General features: G+C 40.1%; 13 protein-coding genes. 1 reads left to right on the top strand and 12 read right to left on the bottom strand.

Features of this window, described 5'->3' with window-relative positions; translation table 11 throughout:
- Positions 1-26: 26 nt before the first annotated feature.
- The 11 genes from ABE41_RS17535 to ABE41_RS17585 form a co-directional block, all read right to left on the bottom strand.
- Positions 27-1067 carry a zinc-dependent alcohol dehydrogenase gene (locus ABE41_RS17535; RefSeq protein WP_066293167.1) on the bottom strand — a complete coding sequence of 347 codons (1041 nt, stop codon included), beginning with the start codon at positions 1065-1067 and terminating at the stop codon, positions 27-29.
- Positions 1068-1079: 12 nt separating this feature from the next.
- A complete protein-coding gene (locus ABE41_RS17540; protein ID WP_066293168.1) occupies positions 1080-2489 on the bottom strand; it encodes an extracellular solute-binding protein in 1410 nt (469 codons plus the stop codon).
- A 26-nt stretch (positions 2490-2515) separates the two neighbouring features.
- Positions 2516-3325, bottom strand: a complete 810-nt coding sequence (locus ABE41_RS17545) for a carbohydrate ABC transporter permease (protein WP_066293170.1) — start codon at positions 3323-3325, stop codon at positions 2516-2518.
- Positions 3326-3337: 12 nt separating this feature from the next.
- On the bottom strand, positions 3338-4258 hold the full coding sequence (locus tag ABE41_RS17550; RefSeq protein ID WP_066294959.1) for a carbohydrate ABC transporter permease: 921 nt from the start codon (positions 4256-4258) through the stop codon (positions 3338-3340).
- A gap of 105 nt (positions 4259-4363) precedes the next feature.
- A complete protein-coding gene (locus ABE41_RS17555) occupies positions 4364-5635 on the bottom strand; it encodes a sugar ABC transporter substrate-binding protein (protein ID WP_066293173.1) in 1272 nt (423 codons plus the stop codon).
- 199 nt (positions 5636-5834) lie between these two features.
- Positions 5835-8807 carry an FIMAH domain-containing protein gene (locus ABE41_RS17560; RefSeq protein ID WP_066293176.1) on the bottom strand — a complete coding sequence of 991 codons (2973 nt, stop codon included), beginning with the start codon at positions 8805-8807 and terminating at the stop codon, positions 5835-5837.
- 23 nt (positions 8808-8830) lie between these two features.
- Positions 8831-10801, bottom strand: coding sequence for a ligand-binding sensor domain-containing protein (locus ABE41_RS17565; protein ID WP_083207867.1), 1971 nt, complete (start codon positions 10799-10801; stop codon positions 8831-8833).
- A gap of 513 nt (positions 10802-11314) precedes the next feature.
- Positions 11315-13330: a penicillin-binding transpeptidase domain-containing protein gene (locus tag ABE41_RS17570; RefSeq protein ID WP_172827372.1), complete on the bottom strand. Its 2016-nt coding sequence runs from the start codon at positions 13328-13330 to the stop codon at positions 11315-11317.
- Positions 13331-13465: 135 nt separating this feature from the next.
- Positions 13466-14752, bottom strand: a complete 1287-nt coding sequence (locus tag ABE41_RS17575) for a C40 family peptidase (RefSeq protein WP_066293181.1) — start codon at positions 14750-14752, stop codon at positions 13466-13468.
- A 387-nt stretch (positions 14753-15139) separates the two neighbouring features.
- Entirely contained in the window at positions 15140-15322 is a 183-nt protein-coding gene (locus ABE41_RS17580) for a hypothetical protein (protein ID WP_066293182.1), read from the bottom strand.
- Between the two features lie 21 nt (positions 15323-15343).
- Entirely contained in the window at positions 15344-15688 is a 345-nt protein-coding gene (locus tag ABE41_RS17585) for a 2Fe-2S iron-sulfur cluster-binding protein (protein ID WP_066293183.1), read from the bottom strand.
- A 169-nt stretch (positions 15689-15857) separates the two neighbouring features.
- Between ABE41_RS17585 and ABE41_RS17590 the strand changes: the two genes are divergently transcribed.
- On the top strand, positions 15858-16664 hold the full coding sequence (locus ABE41_RS17590) for an aspartate dehydrogenase (protein WP_066293184.1): 807 nt from the start codon (positions 15858-15860) through the stop codon (positions 16662-16664).
- A gap of 251 nt (positions 16665-16915) precedes the next feature.
- On the opposite strand, the gene ABE41_RS17595 is transcribed toward ABE41_RS17590, so the two are convergent.
- Entirely contained in the window at positions 16916-17596 is a 681-nt protein-coding gene (locus tag ABE41_RS17595; protein ID WP_066293187.1) for a GntR family transcriptional regulator, read from the bottom strand.
- Between the last annotated feature and the right edge of the window lie 17 nt (positions 17597-17613).

Below are 17613 nucleotides of genomic sequence, written 5' to 3' on the forward strand. Positions count from 1 at the left end.
CTTTTCGTTTAAACGTTTTCGGAACATCATCCTGTTTCGTTTCGCTCAATAAGACGATCACTTTCTATACCAAATTCGATTACTTTTGTTAAAACGGAAGACTTCTTATCCTTTAGCTGAAGATAGGCAGAAGACACATCCTCCAAAGGAACAACATCGTTCAAGTAAGGTGCAACTTTAAGCCGATTTTCGCTAAGAAGACGAATATATTCCTCGACGTTTCTCCCCTCTGTCCATCGAATAAAACCATAAGGATAATCGGTAGCACTTCTCTCATAAAGCGGATCGTATCTCCCGGGACCTCCAGCCCGTGCAATTAATATTTGCGCTTCTTTTCCAAACATCAAGTCACGTGGGAAATTCGGTTCAATATCCCCAACAATCACGGCTTTTCCTTTATCACGAATCCAATTCAAACATTCCTTCGTTAGTGTAGATTCCTTGCCACCCGCGCATAAAAGAACGGCATCAGCCCCGAATCCTTTTGTTTTAGCTGAGATTGCGTTCTTTAAATCCTCAATCGTTGTATAGGATTCAACTCCTGTTATATCCTGAAATAGATTAGATCGTTCAGCAGAAATATCATAAGGCAACACTTGATATCCGGCAGCCAGCGCAATTTGACCGATCAACTGGCCTAAAATCCCCAAGCCAGCTACAACGACTGATTCCCCAAATTGCAGGTTACCCACTCGAAGTGAATGAATCGCGATTGCTCCTAATCCAGCGAGTGCTGCCTCTTTTGGATCAACGGATCGAGGAATGGAGCTGCAAAGCGTTTTAGGTACGAGCAAATATTCAGCGTGCTTCACATAAGGGGCACCATAACAAGCAACCATCTCGTTTTCCAAAAAAGATTCAGTATGCTTGCCGCATTTCACAACTGTTCCTACCGCACTATATCCGAGCGACCTTTTTGCATCCATACTCAGAGCTAGCAAGCCTAGTTCCGTTCCAGGACTGATTGCTGAATAAGAAGTCTTGATCAGCAGATAGCCATCTTTCATTTCCGGGATGGTTTCATCCATGATTTCTACTTTTCCATCAACAGCTACAACACTTTTCATATAAACCCTCCCTTAACGAACATTCTGGATTTTATCTGAAGGTTGATTAAGCTTTGTTTCAACTCTTTTACATAACAGCTCGCCACTGATGAAACCAGACCAATAAAGGCGAAGTTCATTTGTAATCTCCAACAGTTCCTCAAAGTTCAGTCCAAGCTGATCATAAAGACGGAATGTAGGAATGGTCTCGCGGAAAAGCTTGAAACGAGGCGGCTGGTACACCTGTTCACCGCCTGTTTTTTCAGCCATATGCTTAACAGCTGGTATACTAAGCGTTTCCGTACGAATAATCTCCTGGCATTCATCAGAAGTCATGAACTTCACCCATGTTTTAGCGGCTTCAAGTCTTGTAGATTGCTTATTAATGGCCATTCCAATCATGAGCAGCAGTGTACGTGCATCCTCTAAGTATGGAAGAGGAGCAATATCATATCGAATCTCATCTTCTTTCATTTGGTTCAAACTAAAGTATGAAGACATAATCATCGATACTTTCCCTTCTAGAAAAAGTTTTTCAGCATCTTTATCACTGTCAGATAGAAGGTTTTGAACCATTTCTTGCTTTCTAAACAGCTCTCGGCATAGATTTATGCAATTCATGAATTTTTCTTTATCAAAAATCACTGATCCATCTAAGTTCCTTGAAAAACTTACTCCATTCTGAAAAAGGAAGATCGGCCATCGGTTCACGGATAGTGAATGAAAATAAAACCCGCAATGTTTTTCAGCGTTTTTTGCCTCAGTAAGCTGGTTCGCAGCTTGTATGACATCATCCCATTGCCAGCCGCTATCTGGAACGGCTAGATTTGCCTCCTCAAAATGCTGTTGGTTATAGCAAAGAACAATCGGTGAATAAATAAAAGGTTTAACATATTGCTCTTTTCGCTGGAACGGTTTTTCTAAAAAAGGATACACGGTCTTTTCCGCTGCAACCGGTTCAAACAGCTCTTCGCTAACACTTCCAAACGCGCAAAAGTCATTATAGTTGATCGTAACGACGTCAATGATGTCATTAACAAAGAAATCGTATACCGTCTGCTGATAGTGATCATAGGAAATAGCAATCGTTTGCACTTTTATTAACGGATACCTTTCCTCAAACGCCTGAATGACTTTCGAAAGTGCAGCTTCTTGTTTAATAGATGGATAGTAACCTAAACGAAGAATGACTTGATCATAAGGCTTATTAGAAACAACAAGGTTTCCGATCCTGGATTTCTTAACAATCAAGCCTTGCTTCACTAATTCTTCTAATCCTTTGCGAACTGAGTTTTTACTTAAATCAAACCGTTCTGCTAATGCCAGTTCAGAAGGCAGAAAGTCCCCTACTTCGAACTCGCTATTCATGATTTGTTCCTTCGTTGTTTCAATAAAAGTATCTAATTTTTGATTAAATTCTTCTCGGCTCTTTTTTTCACTCATGCTAAAACCTTCCTTATCATGCAAATCTATTTCAGCCCGCTAAGAGCTATGCCTTTTACAAAATATCGTTGAAAAAACAAAAAGATTAAGAATGTCGGGATGAACGACAGAAGCGATCCAGCCATTTCCACTCCGAAGTTTCCTTCTTTCGTCAGCAAGGACGCTAACCCTACCGTAACAGGATACATATCTTGACTTGTCGTAAAAATCAGAGGTGTTAAGAGATCGTTCCAGTTGGAGATAAAAGCAAACGTACCGACTGTCGCAATAACAGGCTTCGAAAGCGGCAGCATGATCTTAAAAAAGATCGTAAAGTCCCCTGCTCCATCAATTCTAGCCGCTTCTTCCAAATCCTTTGGAAGAGTCTGCATATATTGCCTAACAAAAAACACACCGAGTATTCCCCATATTTCAGGAACGATTAACGGTAAATATGTGTTGATCCAGCCGAATTCACTAAACATGATATAACGTGGAATGATCAACAGCTGACTCGGCAGCATAATAACAGCCATCATCGTCCAAAAGATTATATTTTTAAAAGGAAACTCTTTTTTAGCAAAGATATAGCCTAATACAGCAGCAAAAAACATCTGGGCAAATACCGGAATAACTGTAATTATCGTTGAATTAATGATCCATCTAATAAACTCCGCATTTTTCAAAATATAAGTGAAGTTTTCTATCGTAATTTCTTCAGAAAACCACAAGAACGGATTGCTGGTTGGTATCCTCATTTTTAAGATTGAACCAAATGCCATGATGAGGAACGGAATGACAAAGCATAGCGCAATTCCTACTAAGGGAACATATGTCCAACGAGCACTTTTTTGCATACTCTCCCTCCTTTACTTGTAATCTACTTCTTTTCCAAAATAGCGTTTTTGAATTAACGAAAGACCAAAGATAATGAAGAACAGTACATACGCCAGCACACTCGCATAACCAAGACGAAGCGAGGTGAAGCCTTGATGGTACAAATAATAAACGATCGTAGTCGTTGAATAATTCGGTCCACCGCTCGTTAGCAAAAATGCTGAATCAAAGATCTGAAACGAACCGATCGATGTGATGATCGCGACATAAAAATGAATAGGAAGAAGCAGCGGAAACGTAATCTTCCAAAATAGTTTCCAGCGATTTGCCCCATCAATCCTGGCAGCTTCATAGTATTCTTCGGGTATTGACTGCAACCCCGCATAATAATAGATCATTGTACTCCCGCAAACTTTGAAAATACTAAGTCCCGCTAAAACGATTAGAGCCTGCGCTGAACTCGATAAAAATAGCTGAGTATCGATTCCGAAGTTATGCAAAAGTACGTTTACGAGACCGGATTCAGTTCCTTTAAACAGCCATGACCAAATTCCTGAAATCACTACAAATGACGTTACAACTGGTAAAAAGAAGATCCCTTTAAAGATGGCACTCCCTTTTTTCCCTTGATTGATGAGTAGTGCCAGCCCCAGGCCAAGCGCCATGGTAGGAACAATATAATAGAGAGAAAATAAAATCGTATTCCATATCGCTTTCCACGCAAGTTCATCCGATAAAAAAGCAATCCAGTTATCAAGACCTATGAACTCGGCCTCCCCAATAATCGGCCACTTCATAAAGGTGATATATAGACTGAAAAGAATCGGATACAAATGAAAAATAGCAAAGTGGATAAGGATCGGTACCAAAAAGATATAAACGATGGCATGTTTTTTGAAATTCAGAATCACTTTTTTAGAAAAACTAGTTTTTGAGTGATTCTGAAGAGGCATTCCGACATCTGTATCGTAGGCTAACTTTGACTCCTTCACTCAAACAACTCCTTGCTTCAGATTTACCTGAATAAAAGAAAAGGAGGATTGACTCCTCCCCTCACTTTATTTTCCCATTTCTTCTTCTATCGCTTTAGCGACAGCATCAGCAGCTTCTTTAGGGCTCTTTGTCCCTTCCATCATTGCTTGAAGTTCAGCTTGAATCTTTGGCATGACGACACGGGCTACCGGATGAATAACGCCAGGGTTGGCGTATTGAACATACTCCGTCATCTTCGCCATATCTTTATCACCGTCATAGATAGAAGTAGCTGATTTTCTAGCAGGGATAAATTTAGCCAATTCGTTAAACGCTTCAGAACTTTCTTTATTTGTCATCTCTTTAACAAGCTGTGCCGCAAGTTCTTTGTTTTTAGAAGTTGTTGGAACAACAAACATTCCCGTTGTACCGAAAGTTGCCATCTTTTCTTGTTTTAAAGGAGGTCCAATCACATAATCGTTAAATCCTTTTTCTCTTAAAGCTGCAATCGTTCCGCCAGAACCCCAAACCGCTAAAATTTTCCCTTCAACAAAAGGAGTGAAGTGTTCTAGTGTATTGATCGAATCCTTTGGAATGAAGCCCTCTTTATACCACTTGTTAATTCTCTCAAATGCCTCAACACCGTCTTTGTTGTTAATTTTTACTTTTCCGTCCTTCGAGATCACTTCTCCGCCGGATTGCCACACTAACGGATATAACGTAGCGTTCGCTGTATTTGCACCTTCAAATGAGCGGGCAAAGTATCCTTTATCTTTTGCTTTTTGAGCTAATTGATCAAATTCTTCCCACGTTTCAGGAAGGTCGTTCGGATCCGCACCGATCTCTTCAAGAATTTTGGTGTTATACATATAGGTTTGCACTTCACGTAAGAGTGGCAATCCATATATTTCGTCCTTGTATGTTACTGCATCGATTGAACTCTGTTCAAAATCTTCTTTATCCCAGTCATCACCTAAAAGATCCGTGATTGGCGTTAGTACTCCTTGATCGGCAAACTGTGCCATAATATCTGGAATTAGATAGAAAACATCAGGACCTTGATTAGCCGCTAAAGCTGTAAGTATTTTTTGTTCACGGTTTGCCCATGGAATCTCTTCAAATTTTACTTTTACATTCGGGTATTTTTTTTTGAATGATGCCGCCATGTTGTCAAAAACCTCATTTTGTTTATCCTTCAGTTCTTGATTCACATAAGGATGAATCCATACCGTTAAGGTCGCGGAAGTGTTTTTATCCACCTTCTTTCCGCTCGCCGACTCGCTTTCATCCGAACAAGCAGCCATCGTGAAAATCAGGATCAGCGCCAAAAACATCATCCCAAACTTCTTCCATCCCATTTGCCAATTCCCCCTTTTAGGTTGTTTGACTTCTCTATCCACTCCTGGTTCATATCTGGTATATGAGTTAATCATAATCAAACATGCTAATAATTGTCAATATTATTTTTATTTTCTGAAAACTTTATTTAGTCTTCTTTATTTCAGCAGTTTGCTAGCATCTTTAATGGTCATATACCAGATATAATCTAATTCAAAACTACTCTTCTATAAGTTTAGAAAGATCAGTAAGCAGCGTTTCTTTCACCGTGGTTTGATCGGTTTCCCACTTATCAACATGTTGCTTCATTACTTCAAGATGATGAAAATACTCCTCAAGGTTTCCATTCTCTTGAGGATGCTTTACTTGTCGAATATGGTTCGTTAATTTTTTATAAAGATTGTGCGGGATGATTTGTTCTGTATGCAACTGAGTAATATAACCTTCTAGTGAGTCCGTGGTTACAGCAACATGAATTTCAACTTCATTAGAGGTAAAGGTTTTTCCATTCCATGACACTTGGGCAGTAATTGTTGCAGTCCCAGGATTTTGAGCAACCAGCTTTCCGTCTTCAGCCTTTACAACCTCTTTATTAGAAGATGTAATTACCGCATCTTCAAACTGAATCTTATCTTCATTGCCAAGTGTTCCAGAAACATGGTAGGAAGTGGTATCTCCTCTTGTTAATGTGTTGGTATCAACTGTTAAATTAATTTCCCTTAGAATTTCTGATGTCTTTACTCTTTCATAAAAACCAAAATCATCAAAGTAAGCATCTGTTAAGGCATATGAAGTGCTTAACGCAAACACTCTTGCAAAAACCACGCCTTCTGGAGCTGTAATCCGTTGTTCAACTTTTTGCCAGCTTCCAAAACCGCTTTTAACTTGAATTGCTTCTTCTTTTACTTGTTTTCCACTAGAATCATACATGCGAACGAGTAAACTTGGCGTTCCGCTTTCTATGAACATCATCACTTCACCTTTATATTCCTTTCCGGGCTGAACCGGGATCGGATCACTATATACAGCAACAGATTGGTTACGGAGCTGATCCATTATTTTTAAACTCTTGCTGCCAGAAAAAGCTTTTTCAGATGAAATCTCGTATTTATAAGCGTCACCTGTTCCAAACATGTTCGTCCAGCCGGACAGGTCTTCTTCAAAACTGCTGTTTTCTACCGGAATTTCTTCCCAATCGTACTCTCCCGGATCAACGACTTCTATTTTGGATAAAATCGTCCGGTTATCCAATCTGGAGTAATAAATATCTCCATCTTCACCAATTGCAAAAGATACCGTATTCACGACAAACTTAGATGCTAACGTCTCAGGATCAATAACAAACAATTTGCCTGCAATATTAGCATAAAGCAATCCATTCTCAGACCATTGAAGATGCGATGCTGACCAGCCTTCTTGGGATGGTATGATATTTCTGCTTTTAACCACATCTAACGTTTCAGGATCGAGTGCAAAGATATACCCTTGTGACGTTCCCCAGATGTAGCCGTCATTTTTCCCTTCGATCAATTCACCGATAAGCTCCGGTTTTTCAAGACCGGCAATCACCAAATTAGATTCTTTAATTTTTTGTTTCGTTTCAGGATCCCAAATAAACAGCTTGCCTTGTTCTTCGGTAGGTGAGCTTCCTAGACCGCCGCGAATGGTCGTCGAACCAAACACTTTGCCGTCTTTATAGACAAGACCACTTATGCTTTGATTTTGAACAACATTACGAAACACTTCGTAATGCCTGCCATCAGAAACCGTTAAGGCTCCGCCAAGTTTTCCATAAGTCGCCATACTGCCGGTGTATAATTTTCCATCACCGCTATCCATAACATGAAGTCTGTCTTGTTCATTTTCGATAACAAACAGTTTTTCAGGTTTTCCATAAGGGTCTGTTTCAGGAGCAATCATCTGAACACTGCCTTCGGGATACACACCAAAATACACTTTGTTGTTCAGTGAATGAATGACATCTGCTTGTCCTAAACTGATGATTTTGTTCTCACCCGTTTTTGGATTAAAAACTGCTCCTGTAGCCCCAGTCATTCCGCTAATATACATCTTATCTTCTGAGTAGCTGAAAATCTTATTAATAACATTCGCAGTTGCCGGTACAACGTCTTTGTATTGAACAACTTTTTGAGTTTCAATATTAAAAAACGTCACAGTACCATTAAAAGTTATCGTTGCAAGACTCTTCCCTGGAAGCTGACTGTCTCCTTCTATCTCAACCCAATCTGCTCCTCGAAGGCCGCTAGAGTATGCCATTGGAGTCGTTCCTATTTCTTTTGTTGATAGGTCTATATATTTTAAGGTTCCATCCGCAACAAAATAGACTTTATGATCAAGTGAATCTGTGACATGGAGACCTGACACATTCGACATCACAACGTCCAGCCATCGCTGTTCGGCAATGTCGTAAACATACATATTTTTAGTCTCTGAATACCTTGCAAAAATATAACGATCATCCACCACATTTATATCGTAAACAAATCCTGATTCAGTTTCAGGAATACCCGCTGAGATATCTTCCTTTTCACCAGTCTCAACATTTAGCTTCATGATTTTTCTATGCGCTGTACCGGCATAAACGAAGCCGTTGTGATAGTCCATCGATCTTACATACTCTTGGCTGATCTCGCCTATCATTTTTCCGTAATCTCTTAATTCCTGCGTTTCATAGTTGTATTGAAAAACCTTTCCGCCAGGGAATGTTCCAACGTAAGCATTGCTATCTTCATCTACAGCTAATGCCCATTGAGAAGATTCAGGAATTCTGACAAGAGGCGTTACGGCTTTTGTTTCGGGTGAATACCCCCACAGATGAGAGCCTGCTGCAATATAAACCGTTCCATTTGGAGCAACTTCATGATGCCAAGAATCAGCAGCTCCTTCTAACGGCAGGCTTCGTACCAACTTATTTTCATCGAGGTCGATGACATTAAACATGGCAGGTACGCTTTTTGAAGTTGTATACAAAACATCATGTCCATCTTCTTTCCCTGCAGCACCGTCATAGATTGTAGGTTGGCCGCTCAATGGTGCAGTCAGATCTTTTGAAGGTGAAAACTCTGGAAGTACGGTTTCTTCTGCATCAACCGGAGAGTTGTAGTTGAATGAAAAAGCAGAAATGAAAAGAAAGAGACACATTAGCAAACTAGCAATTTTAGTTATTTTCATTTTTTCCTCCCATGTTTTTAGTTTTAACGCACATACCGATACAAATCTGTGCCGCGGCTAAAATAGAGATTGCCATTTCTGTCTTTTGCAAACAAGGCAGCATCGTTGTTAAGAATCTCAACTTCCCAGGTTGTCGGGTTGAATTTAAACAGTTTTCCAAGTGTACTTCCGTAAAAATTCCCATCTGTATCTAATTGAAGAAAAGCACCTCTCCAGTAATGGCCTACACCGCTCCAGCTGAACGGGAACAGCTCTTTTGTCTGGACAACTTCTCTTGTTAGTGGATCAAACTTAAAGATCTTACCCGGACTCATTCCCCACAGGTTTCCTGCATCATCAAACGCAAGTGCTCCTATTCCTTTTTCGCCTGGCAACGGAATCGTTTCATAGATTTTTTCTTTTTTGGCAGGATCAAAGATAAATAATTTCGCTTCTGTTTCTGTCGGTGTGATGCCCAAGCCTCCTGATACACTTGTACCGCCATACACCAATCCATTTTTATAATGCAACGAGATCACACTTTGGTTTTCCACGACATTTCGGTAGACTTCATATGAACTTGTTGCTTCATCCATAACAGTTAGTGCACCACCTAGTTTTCCATAGGTAGGGACTGTTCCAAAAAACACCTTCCCATCACCTTCTGCCATACCAAACGGACGATCTTGATCATATTCTTTCAATGAGAATAACTTTTTAGGATTCGTGGCTTCATCCACTTTTGAAGCGTCATGATCATAGGGCAAGTCAGGATCATAGCGATATATTACGCCGCCAGTATAAACACCAAGGTAAAGGTATTTATCCGTAGATATCATATTTTCTGCTTGTCCAAAACCTGAAAAACTCGTGATCTTATTATCGGTAACTGAATATTTCGCAAATCCTCCTGAAAGATATCCGCTTGTATAGATATTTCCGTCAGGACCAGCACCGATGGATTGAATGCTGATCGGCTGACCTTCCATTTGGGCTTGCATCATTTTTGACTGACCGGATTTAGGGTTGTAGACCCAATACGTCCCGTTAAAAAGCATGCTTGTCAGGCTGGGCCCCCGGAACCCAGGTTCATCTAGGTGAATCCACCCAAAACCTTTATTGGACCAAGTATCCTTAAAACCAGTTGGGGTCAATTCTTGAGTCTTCAAATCATAGGAATACACTTCGTTCTGTTTGTTAAAGTAAACAAGGTTTTTCGGACCCGCTGGAGATACTTTTACTCCTTTAACGCCAGGGATTTCATCAATCCATTCTTTCTTTCTCAAGTCATAAACAAGGAGAGTGCTAGAATCGGTTAGCCTGGCAAACATGTAATGTTTTATAATGTCTAAATCGTATACGAACTTTTCATTTTGGTAAGATTCTGGGAGTGGAATTTCTTCTTTTTCATTCGTGGCAGGATCGAATTTAATGAGATGGGCATGTGCACCCATACCGACATACACTTTTCCTTTATAAAGATCTAGACTTCTGGAATACTGCTCACCTTCTACCATTGGTCCATAATCAGTAAATTCTTTTGTTGCGGGGTCATACATAAAAATTTTACCGTTCGGGAAAGTCCCACCGTATATTCGGCCTTCTTCATCAGATTTGATGTGCCATAACGTGGATTCAGTCGAGAGTGCTTTCCCTAAGTTTTCAACTTGGTCTACATCTGGGTGATATAGATATAGATTTGCTCCTCCTGCAATGTAAACGCTACCAAAAGGGTCCGTAACTGCCCCCCAAGCTTGAGAAGCTCCTTCTAGCGGGTGAACAGAAATCTTTGTCCCCGTTTTTGCATCAATAACGTTCAGCATCGCAGGGTTTCCGTTAGAAACTGCAAAAATAGCTTCCTCACCATTTGGTCCTGTTCCATATGTAGTGCTTAAAATTCCTATTGAGTAATGGGGTGTCCCAAGCTTTTCAACTACCCCAGCTGCATGAGTTGTGATCGGACTTATTAATGGAACAAGCATGGTAAGGACGAGCAAAAAAACAAAACGCTTCATTTTTCAAACCTCCTAAAATGGAATATTTGAACACGGAAGCAGGTTTAATTCACTCTGGGTTATATCTGGTTCACAACAATCATACAAGAGGATTTGACACCTATCAACATACTTTTCTGAAAATTTAGAAATATGGTAATAAAGAATGGTAATCGTGATTAACTGTAGGTATAAAGATGGGGTGATGTGATCATTTAGGTGGAGAGAGGTTGTTTTAGGTGCCTCGATTGCCGTTTAGTTCGTCGCCAAATGTTTGGTTCTTATGGAACTGTCCGATAATATGTGAATGGTGCATAGACTAGCTATTTTGGTGCATAGAGCGTCACTATCAGCGCATAGAAATTGGAAATACGCATAGCAGCTTTTTTATGGAGCATAGAAAGGCAAATCCAGTGCTTAGACCCCTTTTTTCAGTGCATAGGATGATAGATTTGATGCATAGACTTCCATAAAATAAAAAAAGGCTGACACCAAAAGGTCACATTACACTCCCTTTTAGGTCAGCCCCTTTTTTTATTGACTAAAGTTCTCTTCAAACACTTTTTTCACTTTTGGTACAAGGTAATGACTGCCGCCTCTTCCTTTTACATCTTCAATCATCATGGTAACAAGAAGTGACGGATCCTCTGTGTTGTATGCAACAAACCAGCCAAGTTCCATTCCGTTTTTATCTTCTTTACTTTTCTTGAGTTCAGCTGTCCCGGTCTTTCCGGCAAGAGGCAGTTTTGGCATATATGCCTCATGTGCCGTTCCGTTTGAGCTCGTAACAACTTTCGTCAGGTCTTCACGAATGATTTTTACGGTTTCAGGCGAGATCACATTTTCTTTCCAGATGGCTGGATCAGTTTTGGATTGATCCAGTTTTGGCGCTAACAAGTTTCCGTTATTTAAAAACGGCGTATAGGAAAGTCCCACGTGAAGTGCACTCATTTGAATTTTCCCCTGGCCGTACCCGCTGTCAGCTAGCTGGACCTCAGTCATTCCTTCCTCTCCCATTGTAGATTTTTCAAATGGGAACGAGACTGGAACCTCTTCTCCAAATCCAAATTTCTTTAATCCACTCACAAATTGTTCCTGCCCTAAATCTAGAGCCTCTTGCGCAAAGTAAATATTATCAGAGTATATTAACGCTTTTTCAAGGTTAACACTAGGCACTGCACTTACTCGGGTTACGTGGTAGTTCCCCCACGACTCACCCTTCTTCCACGTTTTCCCATTCACTTTCATAACATCATTCGGATCCAGAGTTCCGTTCTCCAGACCGATTGCCGCCGTTACCGGTTTAAGTGTGGAACCTGGTGCGTATGTGTATTTAAAGCGGTTCATTTTAGGGTTCTTGGGATCATTCGCCCACTTTTTCCTTGTTTCTCCTGAAATCCCAAGCGTATACTCGTTCGGATTGTAAGACGGACTGTTCACGAGTGCGAGCACTTCACCGGTTTTTGGATGGATAGCGGATGATGTACCCACATCTCCTTTGAGCTGTGAATAGATGGACTGCTGAACTTGGGCTTTGATTGTCGTTTTAACGTCCTCTCCATTTACGACTTCTTTTTCCGCCAAGACTGCTTTTTCTTCCTTATCACTTGTTAAAATTTTGATAATGCCGCCTGATTTTCCACGCAGCTGTTCCTCGTACACCTGTTCAAGACCTGCTTTTCCGACCCAGTCTTGCGTGGTGTATCCCTTTCCTTTTAACCTTTTCAGATCATCCGCGCTAACTGGACCGATATAGCCGGTAAGATGCGCAGCCGCTTCCTTCAGCGGATAAATACGCGTTTCACTTTTCGGAGATTTCACACCCTCTAATTTGACCGCATCATGTATCTTCGGATTATCCGTCTCCATTTTCTTTATTGGCACGCCGTAGTCTGGCTTCACCCAAGGCTGATCTATTTTTTCCTGTATTTCTTCCGGTGTCATTCCTAAAATTTTTGCTAAAGGTTCAATCGTTTTGCTCTCGTCTTTCGGCAATTCTTGCGGAACAATCGTAACTTCATACGCTGTTCCGTTAAATGCTAAAGGATTTCCTTCTCGATCTAAAATCTCACCTCTTTTAGGAGAAATGCTTGACGCTGAAATCCGGTCACCTTCCTCCATTTCAGGAAAGATGTGCGACGTGTTCCATTGCATTTTCCAAGCTTCAGAATCCTTCGTTTCCTCTAGATTCATCTTCATTTGATGCGTATATTCAATCGGTCCAGCGAGTGTATCCATCTTAACCGAATAAGAAAGACTCGCTTTCTCGCTTTCTCCCTCTTTTTTGTCTTTGGAAGGCTTCAATTCCACCTCTAGATTTTCAGCTTCTATGCCGCCATATATATCACTGTAGCGTTTTACGAAGTCTTCTTTTGAGATTTTTTTCTTAGACTCTGAATCTAGCATTTCATACATATTCTCAAAATCGTTTTTTTGCCATAAAGCTGTGTATTTCTTTAATGTATCCTCAGGTTTTGGAGGCTCTGAGCACCCCGTTAAAAGGATGAAACAAAAGCTTGCTAATAACATGATTTTGTAAAGATTTTTCAAAACAGATCTCCTTTCTTTAAACATTTGTTCAAGTATAACAAAAGGCATGGTAATAAATGTATGATAGTTCCATGATAAAAAAATCACCTTATGAGCAAAAACTGACTCATAAAGTGATTATAAGGATAACATAGATTAATAATTTACGCGCTTCGAACCGAGATAACGATCCTGCCAATACGCATAATTCAAATTGCTTATCGTTACACCTGTGCTGGATCCTGCATGCACAAACTGGTTGTTTCCGATATAGACACCTGCATGCGATGGACCTGTTGTGTATGTTTCAAAGAATACGAGATCACCAACTGCAGGTTCCTTAACTGATGTTGTAGCATTCCACATTTGAGCAACCGTTCGTGGAAGCGACACACCTTCTTTCCCAAAAATATATTGAAGGAAGCCGCTGCAATCAAAGCCTTGCGGAGTCGTGCCTGCCCATACATATGGTGTGCCCATAAGCTCAGCCGCATTCGCAATAATATTGATCGTAATCTGATCAGAAGTTTTAGGCGTTTCACCTTTTTGTTTTTCTACTTCTGTCATTTTATCTAAAACTGTTTTCGTTACGATCCCCGTTACAGGTAACCCATAAGCTTTCTGGAACTTCTCTACACTTTCCTCTGTTACCGCTCCAAAATAGTCCGTGATCATCGGGTATGTAAAGAATCCCAAATTTTTCAGGCGTGTTTGCAGCTGCTTTACTTCCGGAGCTGTCATGCCGAATTTTAATTCTTTCACCTTGTTTTGTGGAGGATGTGGAGCTGGTTTAGTTGGTGCTGGTGGTGTTGCCGGTTTAGGCGCAGCAGGTTTTGGTTGTGCTGCAGGTTGCTGCACTGGATTTTTCTTTGCGGCAACTGCCTTCGAAATCCGGTCTAATGTCGTTGCATCTGCAACCCCTGTCGCTTTTAGCTTTTGGCTGTTCTGGAATTTCCGAACCGCTTCCGTTGTTATCGTTCCATAATAATCAGTTGTTTTATAATATGTAAAAAAGCCGAGAAACTTCAGATCTTGCTGAAGCTTCATTACAGCTTGTCCTGTAGAATGAAGCTTTAATTCTTTTGAAGAAGGTGGTACAACAGTTTGAACCGGCTGCTTTTTGGGCGGTCCCTCTTGAAAAGAATTCTCTAAAAGCTTTTTGTAAGTTTGTTTTCCAACGATCCCATCAACCACAAGACCATTCGCTTTCTGAAAATCCATGACTGCCTTTTTGGTTACCGGTCCAAAATAGGTAGTCGTTTGCTGCTCTTTAAAAAATCCTTTCTCTTTTAAAAGGGATTGGAGTTGTTTCACGTCATTATGATTGATTCCTTGCTTTAAGGTCACATCGCCTAAAGCAGCTTCACCAACGAGAGGAACAGCAAAAAAAGCACCAGCAAACGCAGAAGTCATCACTAACCGTTTCACCACTGTGTTATCCATGTTTTCCTCCTTCAAAGTCCCGTTTATTACATATATCGGCAATTATGGATATTTATTTAAACTATAATCTAAAAGTTCCGCATTACACTAATTGAGAATATTAACAGAAAATTTTCACGAATCAGTTATATGGTATACCAAATCATATATATAACTTAAAATTAATCGAAAATATAGACATTTGCACCTATTTGGTATACAATATGATTAAGTTGATAGTGATTATCAATTAAAAAGCTACTATTAACAGGTACAGGGGGAAACGATATGTTCAAATATTTATTCGGCTCAAAAAAAGTGCAAAAACTTGTTGACCGTAAAATGAACATTTTAAAAAACATTATTAAATACTAAGAAATAAATAAACATTAAAGAAACCCGTCTCCTTTAAGAGGCGGGTTTCCTATGAATCTTTTTAATTTCATAACCAATGGATTGATGAGAATAATAAACATTTAATCGTGCATCTTTTTGGCAAAAGCAGCATGGCGCTTTTTGCGACACTTCTTTAATATGAGGAAGTACTAAAATCTGTAAGGCTTTTCTGACATGATTCTGGCATACCAGCATTAGCAGGATCCTCCCTTACATTTAAGTTGTAGTTATAGGCGTTTTAGGGTGTACGACTTTTCTTCGCTGAACCATTTTTGTAATTTCTTTATCCCAGCTAAGTTCAACATCACCATTCACAAACGTCTGGCACCCCAGTCGATACCCTTGGCCAAGAAGCTCTTCACCTACTTTTTTTTTCTCAACAGGTTTAATCTTATCTGTATGTTCCAGTCCTTTTTCAATTTTACAAACACATGTCCCACAGTTTCCTCCTCCGCACCGGTTCGGAAGTTCACCATCATACCTTAAAGACATTCTTAAAATATTGGAGTTTTCAGGTACCTCAATCTTTTTATCACTCGTTAAGTAATGAATAGTGGGCATTGATTTGACCTCCTGTTTTCTTTTCTATTCTTGGTATACAATATACCATATCAACAATAGTATGACAATATTAAATTTTCAGATAATTACACCTAGAGTCATTGACTTGCATACTCCTTGCTCTATAATTTAGGTATACAATATACAATTACTCTTTTGGAGGTGCTTCATGCTTAAAGTTGGATTGATCGGATACGGGGCGATAGGAAAGGATTTAGCAACTTATTTTGATAGAGAACATGGACTGAATGCAAAAATTACGGGGATTCTCGTTCGATCACCTGAAAAAATATCTATTCCTCCAAACGAACGGTGTGTAATCACTAATGAAGAGGATACATTTTTCTCTTTGGGTTTAGATGTAGTTGTAGAAGCAGCTGGACATCAGTCAGTCCAACAGTATGGAGTAATGGCGTTAGCCAAGGGTGCTCATCTTGTCATCGTATCGGTTGGTGCATTAACAGATGACGAACTGTTCTCTTCATTAAAAGAGGCAGCTGTCGCTTCAAAAAAACAGCTTATTATACCTTCAGCTGCGATTGCCGGACTTGATCGGATAAATGCGGCTTCAAACCACACACTTGAAGAAGTGAAGCTAGTAAGCCGAAAGCCCCCTCGTGCGTGGTATGGCACCTTTGTTGAAGAAAAAGTAGATTTAAAGACGATAAAAGAGCCGTTTTGTGTTTTTGATGGTTATGCCCGGGAATCAGCAAAACTCTTTCCAGAAAGCGTGAATGTTTCAGCAGCATTAAGTCTGGCAGGAATGGGATTCGACCAAACCAAAGTTCAGGTTTTTGTTGATCCTACCATTGAAAAGAACTCACATGAGGTTACCGCTAAGGGACACTTTGGTGAGGTTTCCGTAAAAGTACAAAACACACCGCTGCTGGATAACCCAAAATCAAGTTATATTGTGTCAATGAGTATTGTTAAAGCCTTAAAAAATTTGAGTGCACCTGTTGTGATCGGGGTATAAGAGAGTAAAAGCAGGTATACGCCAGCTCTATGCACCAAAATGAAAACTCTATGTACCGATTTTACAGATCTATGCGCGGAACGAATTAGTCTATGCACCGAAGTAATCTCTCTATGCACCAAACTGCTTTCTATGCGCTGAACTAGATGTTCTATGCACTAAAAATGCCTATCTATGCACCAGTGTCACACCAAGCCTCCTGCATAACTACCCTAAACGTAAAAAAGAGCTGAGAAAACAGAATCGTTCTGTTATCTCTGCTCTTTTTCTTTTAATCGATTTAAGAAACCGATGTAAGCTTTTTTGGAGTTTTCAATATGAATTTTCGTTAAGTATTCACCCATCTCAACTTCCTTGTTGCGGACAGCTTTCATGATCTCCAGATGCTCTTTCATCGATTCTTCTTTTCGGCCCGGTGTTTCGTAGCTTGAATTAGCGAAGATTCGAATATAATCCGTTAAACCGGAAAGGATCTCATGCAGCTTTGGACTTTTGGCAGCTGTATGAATGATCTTGTTCGTCTCCAAGTGCAGCTGTGAGATTTCTTCTTCTGTTTTGCCTTCCAAGTTTTGAAGTTTTTCTATCATACCGTCAAATTCAGCTTGTGTACGCTCATCCATTTTCTGTGCAGCTAGCTTTGACGCTAATACCTCAAGCGAAGATAGAATAGTGAAAACCTCAATAACCTCTTCTTCAGATATACGTTCAACGACGACACCTTTGCGCGGCACCGTTTTAACAAAACCTTGTGATTCTAATCTAAAAAGAGCTTCACGAATAGGAGTACGACTGATGCTGAGTTTTTCGGCAAGCTCTCGTTCTACTAGCCGGTCACCTGCTTTGTACTCTCCGTCAAGGATCATATCTTTTAAATATCTGTATGCGCGTTCTCGGATGGACAATAAATCTTCTTGTGCCCACTTATTTTGCATAATAAAACACTCCACCT

It is taken from the genome of Fictibacillus arsenicus, assembly GCF_001642935.1.
In the GTDB taxonomy this organism is placed as follows: Bacteria; Bacillota; Bacilli; order Bacillales; family Fictibacillaceae; genus Fictibacillus; species Fictibacillus arsenicus_B.